This is a genomic window from Nonomuraea angiospora (genome assembly GCF_014873145.1).
In the GTDB taxonomy this organism is placed as follows: domain Bacteria; phylum Actinomycetota; class Actinomycetes; order Streptosporangiales; family Streptosporangiaceae; genus Nonomuraea; species Nonomuraea angiospora.
Window position 1 is genome coordinate 1339698 of record NZ_JADBEK010000001.1, and the last position, 15725, is coordinate 1355422.

Sequence of the window (15725 nt, forward strand, 5' to 3'; positions counted from 1 at the left end):
TTTGCAAGGCCACTCGGAGACCGCATGCCGCCCGACAGCCGTACGACCCCGCCCGCGCGAGCGATGCGCGCGGACGCGCGCCGCAACTATGACCGCATCCTGGCCGCGGCCGCCGAGGCCATCGCCGAGCACGGGGCCGAGGCGTCCCTGGAGGAGATCGCCCGGCGCGCCGGCGTGGGCTCGGCCACGCTGCACCGGCACTTCCCTTCCCGGCAGCAACTGCTGGAGGCGGTCTTCCGCGGCAAGGTCGAGGCACTGTGCGCCACGGCCGGCGACCTGGCCGCCGGACCTGACCCGGGACACGCGCTGGCGGCCTGGCTCGGAGCCGTCGCCAGGCACATCGTGTCCAACCGCGGCCTGGCCGCCGCCCTGATGCGGGGAGCCCATGACGGCGATTTCACCCTGGGCGCCACCTGCCACACCATGATCACCAGTGCCGGAGCGGACCTGCTGGCCCGGGCCCGCGAGGCGAACGCCGCAAGGCGCGACGTCTCCATCACCGACCTGCTCAAACTCGTCAACGCCATCTGCCTGGCCGTCGAGCGGGAACCCGACAGCGCGACCCAGGCCGACCGGCTGCTCACCCTCGCGCTGACCGGAGTGCACCCTGCGGGAGAGCGGGCTCTCACCCGGCCGGCGGGCGTCATCGACCCCTGAGCTCTCAGTCGCCGGGAGTACTTCGCCGCGCGGTGAGATCCGGCCGAGGGCTGCGGCTTCAGGCGCCCGCCGGTCCGCTGTAGTCGGTGGCGGCATAGACCTGCAGGAGCCTCTCGACCCCGTGCAGGAAGGTCTCGCAGATCAGCACCGGGTCGAACAGGCAGCCGGCGGCCATCGCGCCGTCGCGCATCATCACGAAGTGGCGGGCGGCGGGCTCGGCGCCGGTCTCCTGGATCTTGGCCAGCAGTTCCGTGACGGTGTCCAGGAACCATTGGCGGTGGGCGAGCACGGCTTTGTGCACCGGGGACTCGGGGTCGGGATATTCGGCGGCGGCGTTGAGGAAGGCGCATCCCCGGAAGCCGGGGGACTGGATGCCTTGGGCGATGGACTTACTGAGGGCCACGAGGGCGTCGGCGGCCGGCAGCCCGGCGGCGACGGCCTCGTCCGCCTGGCCCCGCATGGCTCGGTCGACCTCGTTCAGGTAGGCGAGGACAAGGTCTTCCTTGCCGGGGAAGTGCCGGTAGAGGGTGGCCCGCGTCACCTGCGCTTCGACGACGATGCGATCGATGCCGACGGCGTGGATGCCTTCCGCGTAGAAGAGCCGGGTGGCCGTGTTGAGCAGCCGGGACCGCGCTTCGGACGGCCGGCCTTCGGATGGGCTGGGCATGCCACCATCCTAGTAGGTAGAACGTTCGGTCTTGACAGTCTGCGCCGCATGTTGCCATGCTGTGGCCGAGACAGAACGTTCGGTCTACCAAGGTTCGTGGCAGTGACTGCCGTGACCTGGTCGCCCGCCTGACCGAGAAGGCCGACCGCGGGTCGCACCGAACCGCTCTCCACCTCGCTCATCCATCGAAAGGATCATCATGAGCACCATCGCTGCCTCGCCCGGTGTTTCCGGGACCGCGTCCACACTGCGGCGGCTGTACTTCGTCCGGTTCGCGTTCGCCATCGTCTGGGCCCTCGCGATGTTCACGACCGCCGCGAACCTGGGTCCGCTCGCGGTCACCCTGCTCGTGCTCTACCCGCTGTTCGACGTGGCCGCCGCCATCGTCGACGCCCGCGCCTCGCGCGCCACCGGATCACCTGTCCTGCTGTACGTGAACATCGCGGTCAGCCTGATCACCGCCATCGGCGTGGCCATCGCCTGCGCGTCCGGTATCCCGGCCGTGCTGCGCGTGTGGGGAGCCTGGGCGGTCGTGGCGGGGCTGGTCCAGCTGATCGTGGGCGTCACCCGCCGCAAGATGGGCGGCCAGTGGCCGATGATCATCAGCGGCGGCATCTCCGTGCTCGCCGGCGCGTCCTTCATCCTCGGCGCCTCCGCGGCCGGCCCGACGCTGACCAACGCGGCCGGCTACGCCATCCCCGGCGGCATCTTCTTCCTCATCTCGGCCTTCCGCCTCGGCCGCGCCGCGAAGGGGAACTGACATGCACGGCAGCACCTACGACGTCGTCGTTATCGGGGCCGGCCCGGTCGGGGAGAACGTCGCCGACCGGGTGGTGCGGGGAGGGCTCAGCGCCGCCGTCGTCGAGCGCGAGCTCGTCGGCGGGGAATGCTCCTACTGGGCCTGCATGCCGACCAAGGCGTTGCTGCGCAGCGCGGCGGCGTTGCGGGCGGCGCGTCAGGTCCCGGGAGCGCGCGAGGCGGTGACCGGCGGCCTCGACGCGGCCGCGGTGCTGGGCCGCCGGGACTCCTTCGCCTCGCATTGGAAGGATGACGGTCAGGTCGGCTGGCTCGATTCGGCCGGGATCGCGCTGCACCGTGGTCAGGGCCGGATCGTGGCCGCGGGCGAGGTCGAGGTGACCGGCGACGACGGGGTACCGGTCACGTTGACGGCCCGGCATGCGGTGGTCATCGCCACCGGAAGCGGCGCGCTGCTGCCGGACGTTCCCGGTTTGCGCGAGGCCGCGCCGTGGAGCAGCCGGGAGGCGGCTGCCGCGAGCGCGGTCCCCGGCCGGCTCGCGATCATCGGTGGCGGCGTGGTGGCGTCGGAGATGGCGACCGCCTTCGCCGCCCTGGGGTCCTCGGTGACGATGCTGGCCCGTGACGGTGTGCTGCCGCTGGCCGAGCCGTTCGCCGGCGAGCTGGTCACCGAGTCGTTGCGGGAGGCCGGCGTGTCGGTACGCCTCGGCGCGGAGGCCGCGTCAGTGCGCCGCGACGAGGCCGGAACGGTGCACATCACGATGACCGACGGCGAGCAGGTGGAGGCCGACGAGGTTCTGGTGGCGATCGGCCGGACACCGAACACCCAGGATCTCGGCCTCGGCGCCGTCGGCCTGATGCCGGGTGCCTGGCTCACGGTGGACGACACGCTGCGAGTGGTCGGAGGGGACGGGGCGCCGATCGGTGACGGATGGCTGTACGCCGCCGGTGACGTCAACAGGCGAGTGCTGCTGACCCACCAGGGCAAGTACCAGGCCCGCGCGGTCGGCGACGTCATCGTGGCGCGGGCGAAGGGCGAAGCGGTCGAGGACGGCCGCTGGGGCCGGCACGTCGCCACGGCCGACGAGCGGGCGGTGCCCCAGGTGGTCTTCACCGAACCGGAGATCGCGTCGGTGGGGCTGACCGCGGCCGCGGCCGAGGCCGCCGGGGTGCGGATCCGCGTCGTCGACCACGACCTGGGCGCGGTCGCCGGCTCCGCCCTGCACGCCGACGGATACCGGGGGCACGCCCGCATGGTCGTCGACGAGGACCGGAAGGTGATCGTCGGCTTCACGCTCGCCGGCCCTGACGTCGCAGAACTGCTGCACGCCGCGACGATCGCGGTCGTCGGCGAGGTGCCGATGGACCGGTTGTGGCACGCGGTCCCGGCGTTCCCCACGGTCAGCGAGGTGTGGCTGCGGCTGCTGGAGGCGTACGGCCGCTGACCGCCGGGCGGCGTGCTGTTCCTGTCACGGCCGATCAACCGAGACCGCATGATTCTGCTCGGCGTCGGCGGCGACGCAGCGGATCGCCATGTACTGGCGTGCCGGCAAGGGGACCCGGAAGCTGCCCGAGTACGTGCCGGGCAGCGTGTCGACGGTCATGTTCCACGTGTCGATCACGTCGACCCTCCAGACCGTGCCGGGCTCCATCGTGACATCGCGGTACGACGGCCGGTTGAAGCCGAAGTAGGCGATCAGATAACGCGAGGCCACGCCGCCCCAGGGGGTGTCCCAGTCGCTCGGCAGCGGGTCGAGCACGCCGGTCGGTGACTCCTCGATGATCCGTCTGAGAAAGGCGATCCGATCCGGACTCGAGCCGACGAGCTCGCCGCCCTTCGACCACCACAGCTCTTCGCGGTCGTTGAGGTAGGTCTCCCCGTGCCCGACATAGCCGCCGCGCACCGCGCCCTCCCAGAACCGCCGGGTCATCTCCTCGCCGGTGATGTTGCCCCACCCCTGGTCGATGTCGCCTTCATAGGCGCATTCATCGATGACGACGGGTTTGCCCCACTCTTGGCGCCACTGGTCGGTGTTCTCGGCGGTGCGGTAGACGTCGATGCGCTGCGCACTCGCGTGCGTGATCCACGGTCGCCCGTAGTCGTAGAAGCGGAAACAGTTGTGGATCGAGAGCAGGTGCCCTACCGGGTCCTCTTCGGCGACGATCGCGGCCAGCCGCTCCCAGTCGTCGGCGGTCTTCGAGAACAGCAGGTCGTACTCGTTCGCGAGCGACCACCAGACGTTCGGCGACGCCGACAGTCGCCGGACCACGTACCGGACGTAGCGGTCGTCCGCGGCGGTGCCCAGGTCCGAGAAGCCCCAGCGGTCGTAGGCGTGGAACAGGATGACATCGGCTTCGACGCCGATCGCGGCCAGATCCGCGACGCGGCGCTCGAAAGCGCGGAAGTAGGCGGGGTCGAAGCGGGTGAGGTCCCAGCCGCCGTCGCCGTCCGGCTCGAACGGATAGAGCGGCGGCTCGTTGGCGTTGAAGAGGTACGACTTGGGGAAGATCCCCATCCGGAGCTTGGTGAACGGCGACTCGGCGAGCGTGCGCAGGGTCTGTTCCTGCAGCTCCTCGCTCTGGTGGGTCCAGGCGTACGCGGTCGTGCCGAGCGGCAGGTGACGCGTGCCGTCCGCGTACGCGAAGTGATACCGGTCCGCCACCCGGACGGGTCCTCGACCGGCGCCGGCCGCCGCGGTGAGCTCGACGGTGACGCCGTCGAGGGAGGGCGTGGTCGCCTCCGTCGTGACGAGCCAGCGTCCGGGCTGGTCGGGCAGCAGCCGGACGCGCCAGATCCCGTCGCCGTCGTAGAAGCCGCCGAGCCGGCGCGTCGACCCGTCGGGGGCGGTCGCGCGTGCGCGCAGGTCGACGTCGGCGAACGGGTTGCCGTGGTCCGGCCCGGCGAGGGCGAGCTCCCACGTCGCCCACACTTCGCCCGCGGCCGGTGCGGAGAGCACGCCGGCCGAGGCGCGCGGCGTACCGGCCGGCTCGTAGTGGGGGTCCGGCCTGATCGGCGGCGGGTCGGAGCGCACGCGCGGGTCGCCGGCGTCGAGCGCGGCCAGCTCGCGCCACAGAGCGTCGAGCTGTGCGGGGGAGAGCCGGGCATAGGGGCCGGCGGCCGTGATCTTGCCGAGGGTGCGCCGGCGCAGCTGTATGAGCAGGGGAGAGTTGACGACGCCGGGCAGCGTGCGCTGGATGACGCCGCGGGCCTCGGCGTGGTCCAGGACGTCGGCGAGCAGGCTGTCCGGCCCGAATCCCCGGCCGCTCATGCCGCGCCGCCCTGAGTCCGGTGATCCGGTCCGTTCCCGGTCCCTGGGCGACCGCATGCTGCCGTCATCGTGCGGATCCGGTGATCCGGTCCGTTCCCGGTCCCTGGGCGACCGCATGCTGCCGTCATGGTGCGGATCCGGCGATCCGGTCCGCTCTCGGTCCCCGGGCGACCGCGTGTTGCCGTCATCGTGCGGATCCGGCCTTGCGTGAGCGGGTGCCCGGGGTGGGGAGGTCGACGTCGGGCATCCGGGTGTCCGACTGCTCCGGCAGGGTGTCCGCGGTCTCCACCAGCCAGCGCAGCAGCACGCCGGAGAGCCGGGCCTCGACGTCGGCCAGGTCGGGGCGCCCGGCGAGGTTGTGCGCCTCGTGCGGGTCGGCCGACCGGTCGTAGAGCTCGGCGGGCTCGTACAGGCGCCACACGTACGTCCAGCGTCCGTCGCGGACGGCGGCGGCCTTGCCCACGGTCATCGGCCGCTCGTGCTGAAGCGCCGTCTTGCGGTCGTACGGGAAGCCGCTGCGCTCGAACTTCGGCTCCTCCTCGGCGAGGAAGCCGCCCTCGCTGAACGCGTACTCGCGGTGCCCCGCGGCGGGGTCGCGCAGCACCGGGAGCAGGCTGCGGCCGAAGTGGTGATGCCCCGGCTGGACCCCGGCGAGATCGAGCACGGTCGGGAAGACGTCGATCAGCTCCACCATGGCGTCGACCGTGCCGTGCGCCGGCAGCCCGCCGCCGCTGATGATCACCGGGTCGCGGGTGATGCAGCTGTGCAGGGCCGACGGCCACTTCTCGACCACGCCGAAGTCGCCGAGGTACTCGCCGTGGTCGGAGAAGAACACCGTCACGGTACGTTCGGCCGCGCCCGCACGATCCACGCCGTCGAGCAGGCGGCCGACATGCGCGTCCAGCCGCGAGACCATGCCCTGGTAGGTGGCCCGCAGCTCCCGCCACACCTCCGGGGTCGCGCGGTCCGTGCCGTAGTAGTCGCGGATCCCCTGAAGGTACGCGGGTTCCGGGCCGCTGCCCGGCACGGGGTCGCCCACGGAGTCGCGGTCGTGCAGGGAGAACCACGGTTCCGGGGCGCGGAACGGGCAGTGCGGCGCGACCAGCGGCGCGAACAGCACCCACGGCTCGTCCGGCGGTTCGGCCAGCCACTCCTCGGCGGTGCGCACGGCGGCCTCGTCGAAGTCGATGTCGCCGTCGTCGACCACGCGACCGTGGTAGTAGAGGCGGTCCCAGAGGTCCGGATCGACGTCGGAGCGCATCCGCGGCAGCTCGGTGGCCGCCCTGGCGCCGCCGGCCCACCGGCCGCTGGTCGGCCGCGTGCCGAAGCCGTGCTCGTGGACGCTGAGCTCGGTGGCTCCGGGCCCGAACGTGTCGCCGCGGTCCCCGGCCCAGGCCACGTGGTAGCCGTTCTCCTTGAGCGTGCGCAGGAAGTTCGGCTCGTCGGCGCGCAGCGGCGTCCCGAACGTGCGGTGCCCCGCCGTGTGCGGATACCAGCCGGACAGGAACGACGCGCGGCTGGGCGAGCAGACCGGGTGCTGCGCGTAGGCGTTGGTGAAGGCGGTGCCCGTCGCGGCGAGGCGGTCGAGGTTCGGGGTGCGCGCGGACGGGTTTCCGAAGGCGCCCACCGCGTCGGCCCTCAGCTGGTCCGCGACCACCACCAGGAAATTCGGGCGATACGTCATGGTCATCCTCCCGTTACTGAATTGGGGGGTAGCGTACCTTACCGAGTACTCGGTAAGGTCTGCCGAAACCGCGAGAACGCAAGGAGAATCTCTTGTCAGGAGTGGCACCGTCGGTGCGTAACCGCAGGCCGCCAGGGGTGCGGCGGGAGGAGATCCTCAGGGTCGCCACCGAGATGTTCGGCGACAGCGGTTACCGGGGTGTTTCGCTCGCCGACATCGCGGCCCGGGTCGGCATCTCCCAGCCCGGCCTGATCCACCACTTCAAGAACAAGGAAGAGCTGCTGCTCGCGGCTCTCGAACGGCGTGACGAGGACAGCCGCGACCACATGGACGCGATGTTCCAGGAGATGTCCGTCGCGGACGCGCTGATCTCGCTGTGCCGCCACAACGTCGAGGACCCGACGGCGATGCGCCTGTACGCCGTGGAGTCCGCGGAGAGCATCGAGCCGGGCCACCCCGCCCGCGAGTTCTTCCTGCGCCGGTACGCCCGGGTCCGGGAGCGCGTGGCCGAGCGCATCCGGCGCGACCAGGAGCTGCGCCGGCTTCCCGCCGCGCTCGACCCGGTCGTCCTGGCGGGCGAGATGATCGCCGTGATGGACGGGCTCCAGGTCCAGTGGCTGCTCGACCCCACCATGGACCTCCCCGGGCGCATGGCCGCCTACCTCGAGCGACTCATCATCAAGGAGGACCGGTGAACGACGGACTCGAGGAGCACCTCGACGCCCTGGTCGGCAAGCTCGACCTCCCGCGGAAGGTGCGGCTGCTGACGGGGGAGTCCCACTGGCGCACGTACGCCGAGCCGGCCATCGGGCTGCGCGAGATCAACGTGTCGGACGGGCCCGCCGGGGTGCGCGGGCCGGCCTGGGACAACGGCTCCCCGTCGGCGTGCCTGCCGTGCCCGACCGCGATCGCGGCGAGCTGGGACGTCGACCGCGCCGCCGCGGCCGGCCGCGTGCTCGCCGCGGAGGCCACCCGCAAGGGCGTCGACGTGGTCCTGGGCCCCACCGCCAACCTCCAGCGCAGCCCGCTCGCCGGCCGCCATTTCGAGTGGTGGTCGGAGGACCCGGTCCTGACCGCCCGGCTCGCCGGCGCGCTCGTCGGAACGCTCCAGCGGCACGGCGTGGCGGCGACCGTGAAGCACTACGTCGCCAACGACTCGGAGACCGAACGCGCCACCGTCGACGTCCGCCTCGACGAGCGCACGCTACGCGAGGTGTATCTCGCCCCGTTCGAGCACATCGTCCGCAACGAACGGCCGTGGCTGGTCATGGCGTCGTACAACGCCGTCAACGGGACCGCGATGACCGAGCACGAGCTGCTCGACAGCCCGCTGCGCGCGGACTGGGGCTTCGACGGGCTCGTCATGTCCGACTGGCACGCCACCCGCTCGGTGGCCGCCGCCTCGGCGGGCCTCGACCTCACCATGCCGGGCCCCGGCGGGCCGTGGGGCGCCGCGCTGGTGCAGGCGGTCACCGACGGGCTGGTCAGCGAGGCCGCGGTGGACGCGAAGGTGAAGAACCTCCTGCGGCTCGCCGCCCGGCTCGGCGCCCTCGACTCGGTGCCGGTGACCCGCACTCCGGTCACCGTCGACGTGCGCCGCGAGCTGCACGCGGCCGGCGCGGACGCGACCGTGCTGCTGCACAACTCCCGTGACCTGCTGCCGCTCGCGCCGGAGCGCCTGCGCCGCGTGGCCGTGTTCGGCGAGCTGGCCGGCAGCCCGCGCATCCAGGGCGGCGGCAGCGCCGAAGTGCGGCCCACCCACGTCGTGTCCCCGCTGGACGGGCTCGAAGCCGCCCTGCCCCCCGGCGTCCGGCTGACCTACACCGCCGGCAGCTACCTGGAGGGCGACCCCGCCCCGGTGCCGCCCGAAATGCTCGGCACGCCCGTGCTGATCCGCTGGCTCGACGACACCGGCGCCGAGGTGGCGCGCGAGGACCGCCGGAGCGCCGCCCTCGTACGGCTCGGCGCCGACGTGCCCGCGGGGGCCACCACCGTCGAGCTGACCACCCGGATCGTCCCGGACGTCTCGGGCACGTGGCAGCTCGGTCTCAGCGGGGCGGGGCGGATCGTGTTCGCCGTCGACGGCCGGACGCTGCTCGACGACGACGTACGGCCCACGCACGACGGCCCCGGAGCGGAGATCCTCACGCCGCCCGTGCGCACGTTCGACGTGCCGCTCGACGCGGGCAGGCCGGTCGACGTGCTGCTGCGGCAGCGGATGCCCAAGTCCGGCTCGGCCGTCGCGATCCGCTCCCGGGCGCCGCGGCGGACGGCGGCCGAGGAGCTCGCCGTCGCCCGCGAGCAGGCCAGGGCCGCCGACGTCGCGATCGTCGTGGTCGGCACCAGCTCGCAGACCGAGAGCGAGGGCTTCGACCGGGCGAACCTGTCGCTGCCCGACGGGCAGGACGACCTGGTGCGCGCGGTCGCCGCGGAGAACCCGAACACCGTCGTCGTGGTCAACGCGGGCGCCCCCGTGCTGCTGCCGTGGCGCCATGACGTCGCGGCGGTGCTCGTGACGTGGTTCGGCGGCCAGGAGTCCGGCGCCGCGCTCGCGGACGTGCTCCTCGGTCACGCCGAGCCCGGCGGCAGGTTGCCGATGACGTGGCCGGAGCGCGGCGAGGACGTCCCGGTGCTCGACACGGCGCCCGTGGACGGCCGGCTGGAGTACGGCGAAGGCGTCCACGTCGGCTACCGGGCGTGGCTGCGCGCCGGGGTCGAGCCCGCGTACCCGTTCGGGCACGGCGTCGGCTACACCTCCTGGGAGCTCGCCGACGTCCACAGCGGACCGGACTCGGCCGTACGGGTGTCCGTGCGCAACACCGGTTCGCGGCCGGGCAAGCAGGTGCTGCAGGTCTACCTGGCGCGGCCCGGCTCCGGCGTCGACCGCCCCGCCCGCTGGCTGGCCGGGTTCGCCGTCGTACGAGGCGGACCCGGCGAGACGCTCACCGCCGAGATCCCGCTGCCGCCCCAGGCCTTCCAGCACTGGGACGCGGCACGGCGCGACTGGGCGGTCGAGCCTGGAACGTTCGAAGTCTCCATCGGATTCTCCTGCGCGGACATCCGTGGCACGACCTCGATCAAGGTTCACGAGGAGTGATCAACCGGGTCTTCCCCCCGGCCCGAGAGAAAGTAAGTGAGGTGGTGCAGCGATGTACCCCAGTAATCGCCACGTCGAGTCCATCCCCCGTGCTTCGGCCCTGTCGCGCCGGACGCTCCTCAGCGGGCTGGCCGTCCTCGGTGCGGCCGGCCTGGCCGGATGCCGTTCCGCCGTCAACGAGAGCAAGACGGCCGGCGCGGTGAGCGGCCCGGCCCGCGGCGGGACCCTGGTCGCCACCGTGGCCGCGCCGCCGGACCCCGGGGCCTATTTCACCGGCCGCCCCGGCAACATCTTCTGGAACCGCAACGTCCTGGAGACCCTGGTCCTGGTCGACCAGGACAACAAGCCGCAGCCCCTGCTGGCGACGAAGTGGGAGCTGCGCGACGACAACCGGACGCTGGTGCTGTCGCTGCGCGAGGGCGTCACGTTCCACGGCGGCCGCGCCTTCACCGCCGAGGACGTCGTGTTCACCCTCGAACGCGAGATGGCGGGCGACGGCCTGGCCACGCTCACCGGCGCGATGAAGGGCTGGAAGGTGAGCGCCACCGGCGAGCACGAGGTCACGATCACCTCGCCGCGGCCGCTGCAGGAAGTGGTGCTGGACATCCTCGACTCGACGCCGATCATCGACCGCGAGAGCTACAAGGGGCTCGCGGACGGGTCGAAGGTCATCGGTACGGGGCCGTTCCTCTGGTCCGGCTACAAGGCCGGCACGGAGATCAAGATGACGCGTAACGACGCGTACTGGGAGAAGGGGCTGCCCTACCTCGACGGCATCGAGCTCACGGTCATCGGCGACTCCACCGCCCAGCTGGCGGCGCTGCGCTCGGGCCGCGCGCACCTGGCCAACGGGCTCAACATCCAGGACGCCAAGACGGTCGTCGACGACAAGAAGTTCCACCTCGACCTCAACCACGGGCTCGTGTACGCGCTGGGCTTCGACGTCACCAAGGCGCCCTTCGACAAGCCCGAGGTGCGCCGGGCCATCGGCTACGCGATCGATCGCCAGCGCATCAACCAGCAGGTCTTCGGCGGGGTGGGCACGACGACCAGCCTGCCGTGGAGCGACGACGCGACCGGCTACCCCGCCGAGCTCGCCGCCACCTACTCCTACCAGCCGGACCGCGCGAAGAAGATGATCGAGGACGCCGGGGCGGCCGGGGCCCGCGTCGAGATCGCCGTCCACGCGCTGCCGGTGCCGCGCAACGTGATCGAGATCGTCTCGCGCAACCTGGCGGACGTCGGGCTCAAGCCGTCGGCGCTCGAACTGCCCCCCGCGGAGTTCGAGCCGCGCCGGATCGCCGGCAAGCTGGGGCCCGCGTTCCTGACCTGGACCGCGGTGGCCAAGCTGCCGCCGGCGCTCTCGCTGTACGGATACCCGGACCTGCGGCCGGCCAAGAACACCTCCAACTACGCCGACGCCGGTTACCGCGAGCGCGCGCAGGCGCTGATCGACAGCGCCGACGAGAGCGAGACGGCGCAGCGGCTGAAGGACCTCTCGCAGTACCTGCTCGATGCCGCCTTCCTCCAGACCATCGCCATCGTGCCGGCCACGGTCGTGCGCGCGGACGCCGCGAGGGACATCCTGGTCAGCCGCTACGGCCGCTCCATGCGCGCCGCCTACCTCACGCCGTGAACGAGGCCGAGCATGATCCATTTCCTGATCCGGCGCCTGCCGTCGGTCCTGCTCGTCCTGGTGGCCACGACCGCCATCGCCTTCCTCCTGCCCCGCCTGGCGCCCGGTGATCCGGCCGCCATCGCGGCGGGGCCGGAGGCCACGGCGGAGCAGGTCGCCGCGATCCGCGTCGAGATGGGGCTGGACCGCCCGCTGGCCGAGCAGTACGTCCACTGGATGGGCGGGCTGCTCACCGGCGACCTGGGCCAGTCGCTGCAGTTCAAGCGCCCGGTCGCCGAGCTGATCGGCAGCAGGGTGGAGAGCACGTTCGAGCTGACCGTCGCGGCCACGATCCTCCTGGTCGCGGTCTCGCTCGGGCTCGGGATCTTCGCCGGGTCGGCGCGTTCGCGGCTGTCCCGGTTCACCGCGGACGCGAGCAACACCGTGCTCCTGGCGATGCCGCCCTTCCTCTTCGGCCTGTTGCTGATCATCCTGTTCGGGGTGGTGTTCCGCCTGCTGCCGATCAGCGGTGAAGTGGCGGTGCTGGACGACCCGGTGATCGGCCTGCAGTACCTGATCCTGCCCGCGGTGGCGATGGCGGTGCCGATGGGCGGCCACGTCGCCATGCTCGTCCAGTCCTCGATGGACAACGCGTGGCGGCAGGACTACGTCGACCTCGCCGTGGCCAAGGGCGTGCCGCGACGGTGGATCACCCTGCGCCACGTCGTCCGCAACAGTCTCGGGCCCGCCGCCGTCACGATCGGCATGCGGTTCGGCGACATGCTGGCCGGCGCCGTCGTCATCGAGATGATCTTCGCGCGGAACGGGATCGGGCAGCTCGGGGTGTCGGGCGTGCTCAGCGCGGACTACAACCTCGTACAGGTGATCATCGTCGGCACGGTGCTGATCGCGGTGGTCGTGCAGCTGCTCACGGAGATCGCCATGGCGGTCCTGGACCCCCGCGTCAGGTTGGGAGCGTGAAACCATGACCACCACTGTCACCGCACCCGATGCACCCGCACAGGCCGTGCGGCGCCGGCCCGGCGGCGGGGCGCTGAGGCAGTACCTCACCGCGCTGCGCACCCCGCGCGGCGCGTTCGGCGCCGGGCTGCTGCTGGCCCTCGTCGCGGTCGCCCTCCTGGCGCCGGTCCTGTTCCCCGGCGGCTACGACGACCAGAGCGGCGACTCGCTGGCCGGCGCCTCGGCCGCGCACTGGATGGGCACCGACGAGCTGGGCCGTGACATCCTCGCCCGTACGATCTACGGCCTTCGTACGGATCTGAGCCTGATCCTGGCCGCGGTGCCGGTGAGCGCCGTCATCGGGACGCTCATGGGGCTCACCGGCGTGGTCTCGCGCCTGCTCGGCGCCGCGATGCAGCGCGCGCTCGACATCATCCTCGGCTTCCCGGGGCTGGTGCTCGGCATGAGCGTCGTGCTCGTGCTCGGCACGGGCTGGCTCTCGCTGTTCGTGGCCGTGCTGATCAGCGGCCTGCCGGGGTTCGGGCGGCTGTCGCGGGCCGGGCTCCAGGTCGAGCAGGAGCGCGAGTACGTGCTGGCCGCCAAGGTGCTCGGCGTGCGCAAGCGCACCGTGCTGGTGCGGCACGTGCTGCCGAACATCATGGACCCGATCGTCGTCGGCGCCGCCGTCTACATGGTGGTCGCGATCTTCATCGTGTCCGGCCTGAGCATCGTGGGTCTCGGCATCAAGCCGCCCGTCCCCTCGCTGGGCGCGATGCTCAACGTCGGCGCGCGCTACATCGAGGTGCACCCCGCGTACGTGCTCGGGCCCGGCCTGGTGCTGCTGCTCCTGGCGTTGGCGTTCACCCTGCTGTCCAACGCGCTCAACAAGGCGGTGCTGCGGAAATGACCATCCACCCCCATGGCCACCCCCACGGCCACCCCCACGGCGTCGCGCCGGCGGCCCCGGCGCGTCACGACGACGTCCTGCTCGAGGTGCGCGGGCTGCGGACCGAGTTCGCGACCGGCGCGGGGATCGTCCACGCCGTCAACGACGTCGATCTCACCCTGCGACCGGGCCAGATTCTCGGCGTGGTCGGCGAGTCCGGCTCGGGCAAGTCGGTGACCGCCCGCTCGATCCTGCGGATGGTGCCCCAGCCCGGCCGGATCGCCGCGGGCGAGATCCGCTTCGGCGGACGCGACCTGCTCGGGCTGTCCGAGGAGGAGGTGCGCCGCATCCGCGGGGCCGAGATCGCGATGGTCTTCCAGGACCCGCAGTCCGCGCTCAACCCGGTCCTGACGGTGGGCGCCCAGATCGTCGAAGCCCTCACCGCGCACGGCACGGGCAAGCGCGCGGCCCGCGCCCGGGCGCTCGAACTGCTCCGGCAGGTCGGGATCCCGGACGCCGAACGCAAGATCGACGACTACCCGCACCAGTTCTCCGGAGGCATGCGCCAGCGCGCCGTGATCGCCATCGCGCTGGCGAGCTCGCCGTCGCTGCTGATCGCCGACGAGCCGACCACCGCCCTGGATGTCACCATCCAGGCGCAGATCCTGCGCCTGCTCAGGCAGCTGCGCGACGAGCTGGGCATCGCCGTACTCATGATCACTCATGACATGGGCGTGGTCGCCGAGATGTGCGACGACGTCGTCGTCATGTACGGCGGCCGGGTCGTGGAGCGGGGGCCGGTCGAGACGATCTTCGCGCGGCAGGAGCACCCCTACACCGCCGACCTGCTCAAGGCCATGCCGCGGATGGACACCGCGGGCGGCAACCGGCTGCCGGCGATCCCCGGCGCACCGCCGGACCCCGCCGCGCTGCCGCCCGGGTGCGCCTTCCACCCGCGCTGCCGGCTGGCCGAGGACCGCTGCCGCGCCGACGTTCCCGAGCTGCTGCCCCTGACCACGCCAGGGCACGCCGCCGCCTGCTGGGTGACCCATGGGGGCGCGCCCATACCGCCGCTCACGCTCGTCGCCGCCGACCCGGCCGCGCGGGCCGAACCGGCGCGAACCCCGCTGCTGAGCGTGGAGAACCTCCGGGTCGACGTAGCCTCCGGCCGCAGGAGCCTGTTCGGCCGGCCGGAGCCGGTGTACGCCGTGGACGGGGTGAGCCTGACGGTCGCCGGCGGGGAGACGCTGGGCCTGGTCGGCGAGTCCGGGTGCGGCAAGTCGACCCTCGCCAGGACGGTCGTCGGGATCAACCGGCCGGCTGCGGGCACGGTCCGCGTCGGCTCGGACGGCGTCGACGCGTTCTCCCCGGCCGGCGCGCGGGCGCTGCGCTCCACGGTCCAGTACGTGTTCCAGGACCCGTACGCCTCGCTCAACCCGCGCCGCACGATCAGGCAGTCGCTCGACGAGGCGCTCGACATGCGTGGCGTGCCGGTCGCCGAGCGGGCGGCGGAGGCGGACGCGCTCATCCGGCGGGTCGGCCTGAACGAGTCGCACCTGGACCGCTACCCGCACGCCTTCTCCGGCGGGCAGCGCCAGCGCATCGGCATCGCCCGCGCGCTGGCCGTCGAACCGCAGGTGCTGATCTGCGACGAGCCGGTGTCGGCGCTGGACGTGTCGATCCAGGCGCAGATCATCAACCTGCTGGAGTCGCTGCGCGACGAGCTCGGCCTCGGGTACCTGTTCATCGCCCATGACCTGTCGGTCGTGCGGCACCTGTCCGACCGGGTCGCCGTCATGTATCTCGGCAAGATCGTCGAAACCGGCCCGGTCGAGGCGGTCTACGCGGCTCCGCGGCATCCGTACACGGTCGCGCTCATGTCGTCCTCGCCGGTGCCCGACACCACGGTGCGCGGGCGCAAGCGCATCGTGCTCGCCGGCGACCTGCCCAGCCCGAAGAGCCCGCCGTCGGGCTGCCGTTTCCGTACGCGCTGCCCGATCGGCCCGCTGGCCCGTCCCGAGCGGACGATCTGCGCCGAGCAGGAGCCGCAGCTCGCCGGGACGCCGGGCGGGCAACTGGCCGCCTGCCACTTCGCCGGGGAGCTGGTGGCGGCCGCCGGGCAGCGGTGAGGCAC

Annotated in this window: 12 protein-coding genes; 9 read left to right on the forward strand and 3 right to left on the reverse strand. The window is 72.4% G+C overall.

Annotated elements, in window-relative coordinates; genetic code table 11:
• Positions 1 to 24: 24 nt before the first annotated feature.
• Positions 25 to 657 carry a TetR/AcrR family transcriptional regulator gene (locus H4W80_RS06145; RefSeq protein WP_225963279.1) on the forward strand — a complete coding sequence of 211 codons (633 nt, stop codon included), beginning with the start codon at positions 25 to 27 and terminating at the stop codon, positions 655 to 657.
• A 58-nt stretch (positions 658 to 715) separates the two neighbouring features.
• Here H4W80_RS06145 and H4W80_RS06150 read toward each other — a convergent pair whose 3' ends face one another.
• Positions 716 to 1324 carry a TetR/AcrR family transcriptional regulator gene (locus tag H4W80_RS06150; RefSeq protein ID WP_192784174.1) on the reverse strand — a complete coding sequence of 203 codons (609 nt, stop codon included), beginning with the start codon at positions 1322 to 1324 and terminating at the stop codon, positions 716 to 718.
• 199 nt (positions 1325 to 1523) lie between these two features.
• On the opposite strand from H4W80_RS06150, the gene H4W80_RS06155 reads away from it, so the two are divergent.
• Positions 1524 to 2084: a hypothetical protein gene (locus tag H4W80_RS06155; RefSeq protein WP_192784175.1), complete on the forward strand. Its 561-nt coding sequence runs from the start codon at positions 1524 to 1526 to the stop codon at positions 2082 to 2084.
• Between the two features lies 1 nt (position 2085).
• Positions 2086 to 3525, forward strand: a complete 1440-nt coding sequence (locus tag H4W80_RS06160) for a dihydrolipoyl dehydrogenase family protein (protein WP_192784176.1) — start codon at positions 2086 to 2088, stop codon at positions 3523 to 3525.
• Between the two features lie 24 nt (positions 3526 to 3549).
• Here H4W80_RS06160 and H4W80_RS06165 read toward each other — a convergent pair whose 3' ends face one another.
• Both H4W80_RS06165 and H4W80_RS06170 read right to left on the reverse strand, forming a co-directional pair.
• Positions 3550 to 5349, reverse strand: coding sequence for a DUF5605 domain-containing protein (locus tag H4W80_RS06165; protein WP_192784177.1), 1800 nt, complete (start codon positions 5347 to 5349; stop codon positions 3550 to 3552).
• Between the two features lie 184 nt (positions 5350 to 5533).
• Complete coding sequence (locus H4W80_RS06170; RefSeq protein WP_192784178.1) at positions 5534 to 7033, reverse strand: sulfatase family protein; 1500 nt, start codon at positions 7031 to 7033, stop codon at positions 5534 to 5536.
• A 101-nt stretch (positions 7034 to 7134) separates the two neighbouring features.
• Here H4W80_RS06170 and H4W80_RS06175 point away from each other — a divergent pair, with 101 nt between their 5' ends.
• Genes H4W80_RS06175 through H4W80_RS06200 form a run of 6 tightly spaced genes read left to right on the forward strand, consistent with a single transcriptional unit; the run spans position 7135 to position 15720 of the window.
• On the forward strand, positions 7135 to 7728 hold the full coding sequence (locus H4W80_RS06175; protein WP_318787606.1) for a TetR/AcrR family transcriptional regulator: 594 nt from the start codon (positions 7135 to 7137) through the stop codon (positions 7726 to 7728).
• The gene (locus H4W80_RS06180) at positions 7725 to 10130 is read left to right on the forward strand and encodes a beta-glucosidase family protein (RefSeq protein ID WP_192784180.1); all 2406 of its coding nucleotides are present in this window, start codon (positions 7725 to 7727) and stop codon (positions 10128 to 10130) included. The genes H4W80_RS06175 and H4W80_RS06180 overlap by 4 nt, the downstream gene beginning before the upstream one ends.
• 52 nt (positions 10131 to 10182) lie before the next feature.
• Positions 10183 to 11766, forward strand: a complete 1584-nt coding sequence (locus H4W80_RS06185; RefSeq protein WP_192784181.1) for an ABC transporter substrate-binding protein — start codon at positions 10183 to 10185, stop codon at positions 11764 to 11766.
• A 12-nt stretch (positions 11767 to 11778) separates the two neighbouring features.
• Positions 11779 to 12726: an ABC transporter permease gene (locus H4W80_RS06190; RefSeq protein WP_192784182.1), complete on the forward strand. Its 948-nt coding sequence runs from the start codon at positions 11779 to 11781 to the stop codon at positions 12724 to 12726.
• 4 nt (positions 12727 to 12730) lie between these two features.
• Positions 12731 to 13612: an ABC transporter permease gene (locus H4W80_RS06195; protein ID WP_192784183.1), complete on the forward strand. Its 882-nt coding sequence runs from the start codon at positions 12731 to 12733 to the stop codon at positions 13610 to 13612.
• Positions 13609 to 15720, forward strand: a complete 2112-nt coding sequence (locus tag H4W80_RS06200) for an ABC transporter ATP-binding protein (protein WP_192784184.1) — start codon at positions 13609 to 13611, stop codon at positions 15718 to 15720. Before H4W80_RS06195 ends, H4W80_RS06200 begins: the two co-directional genes overlap by 4 nt.
• The last annotated feature ends 5 nt before the right edge of the window (positions 15721 to 15725 follow it).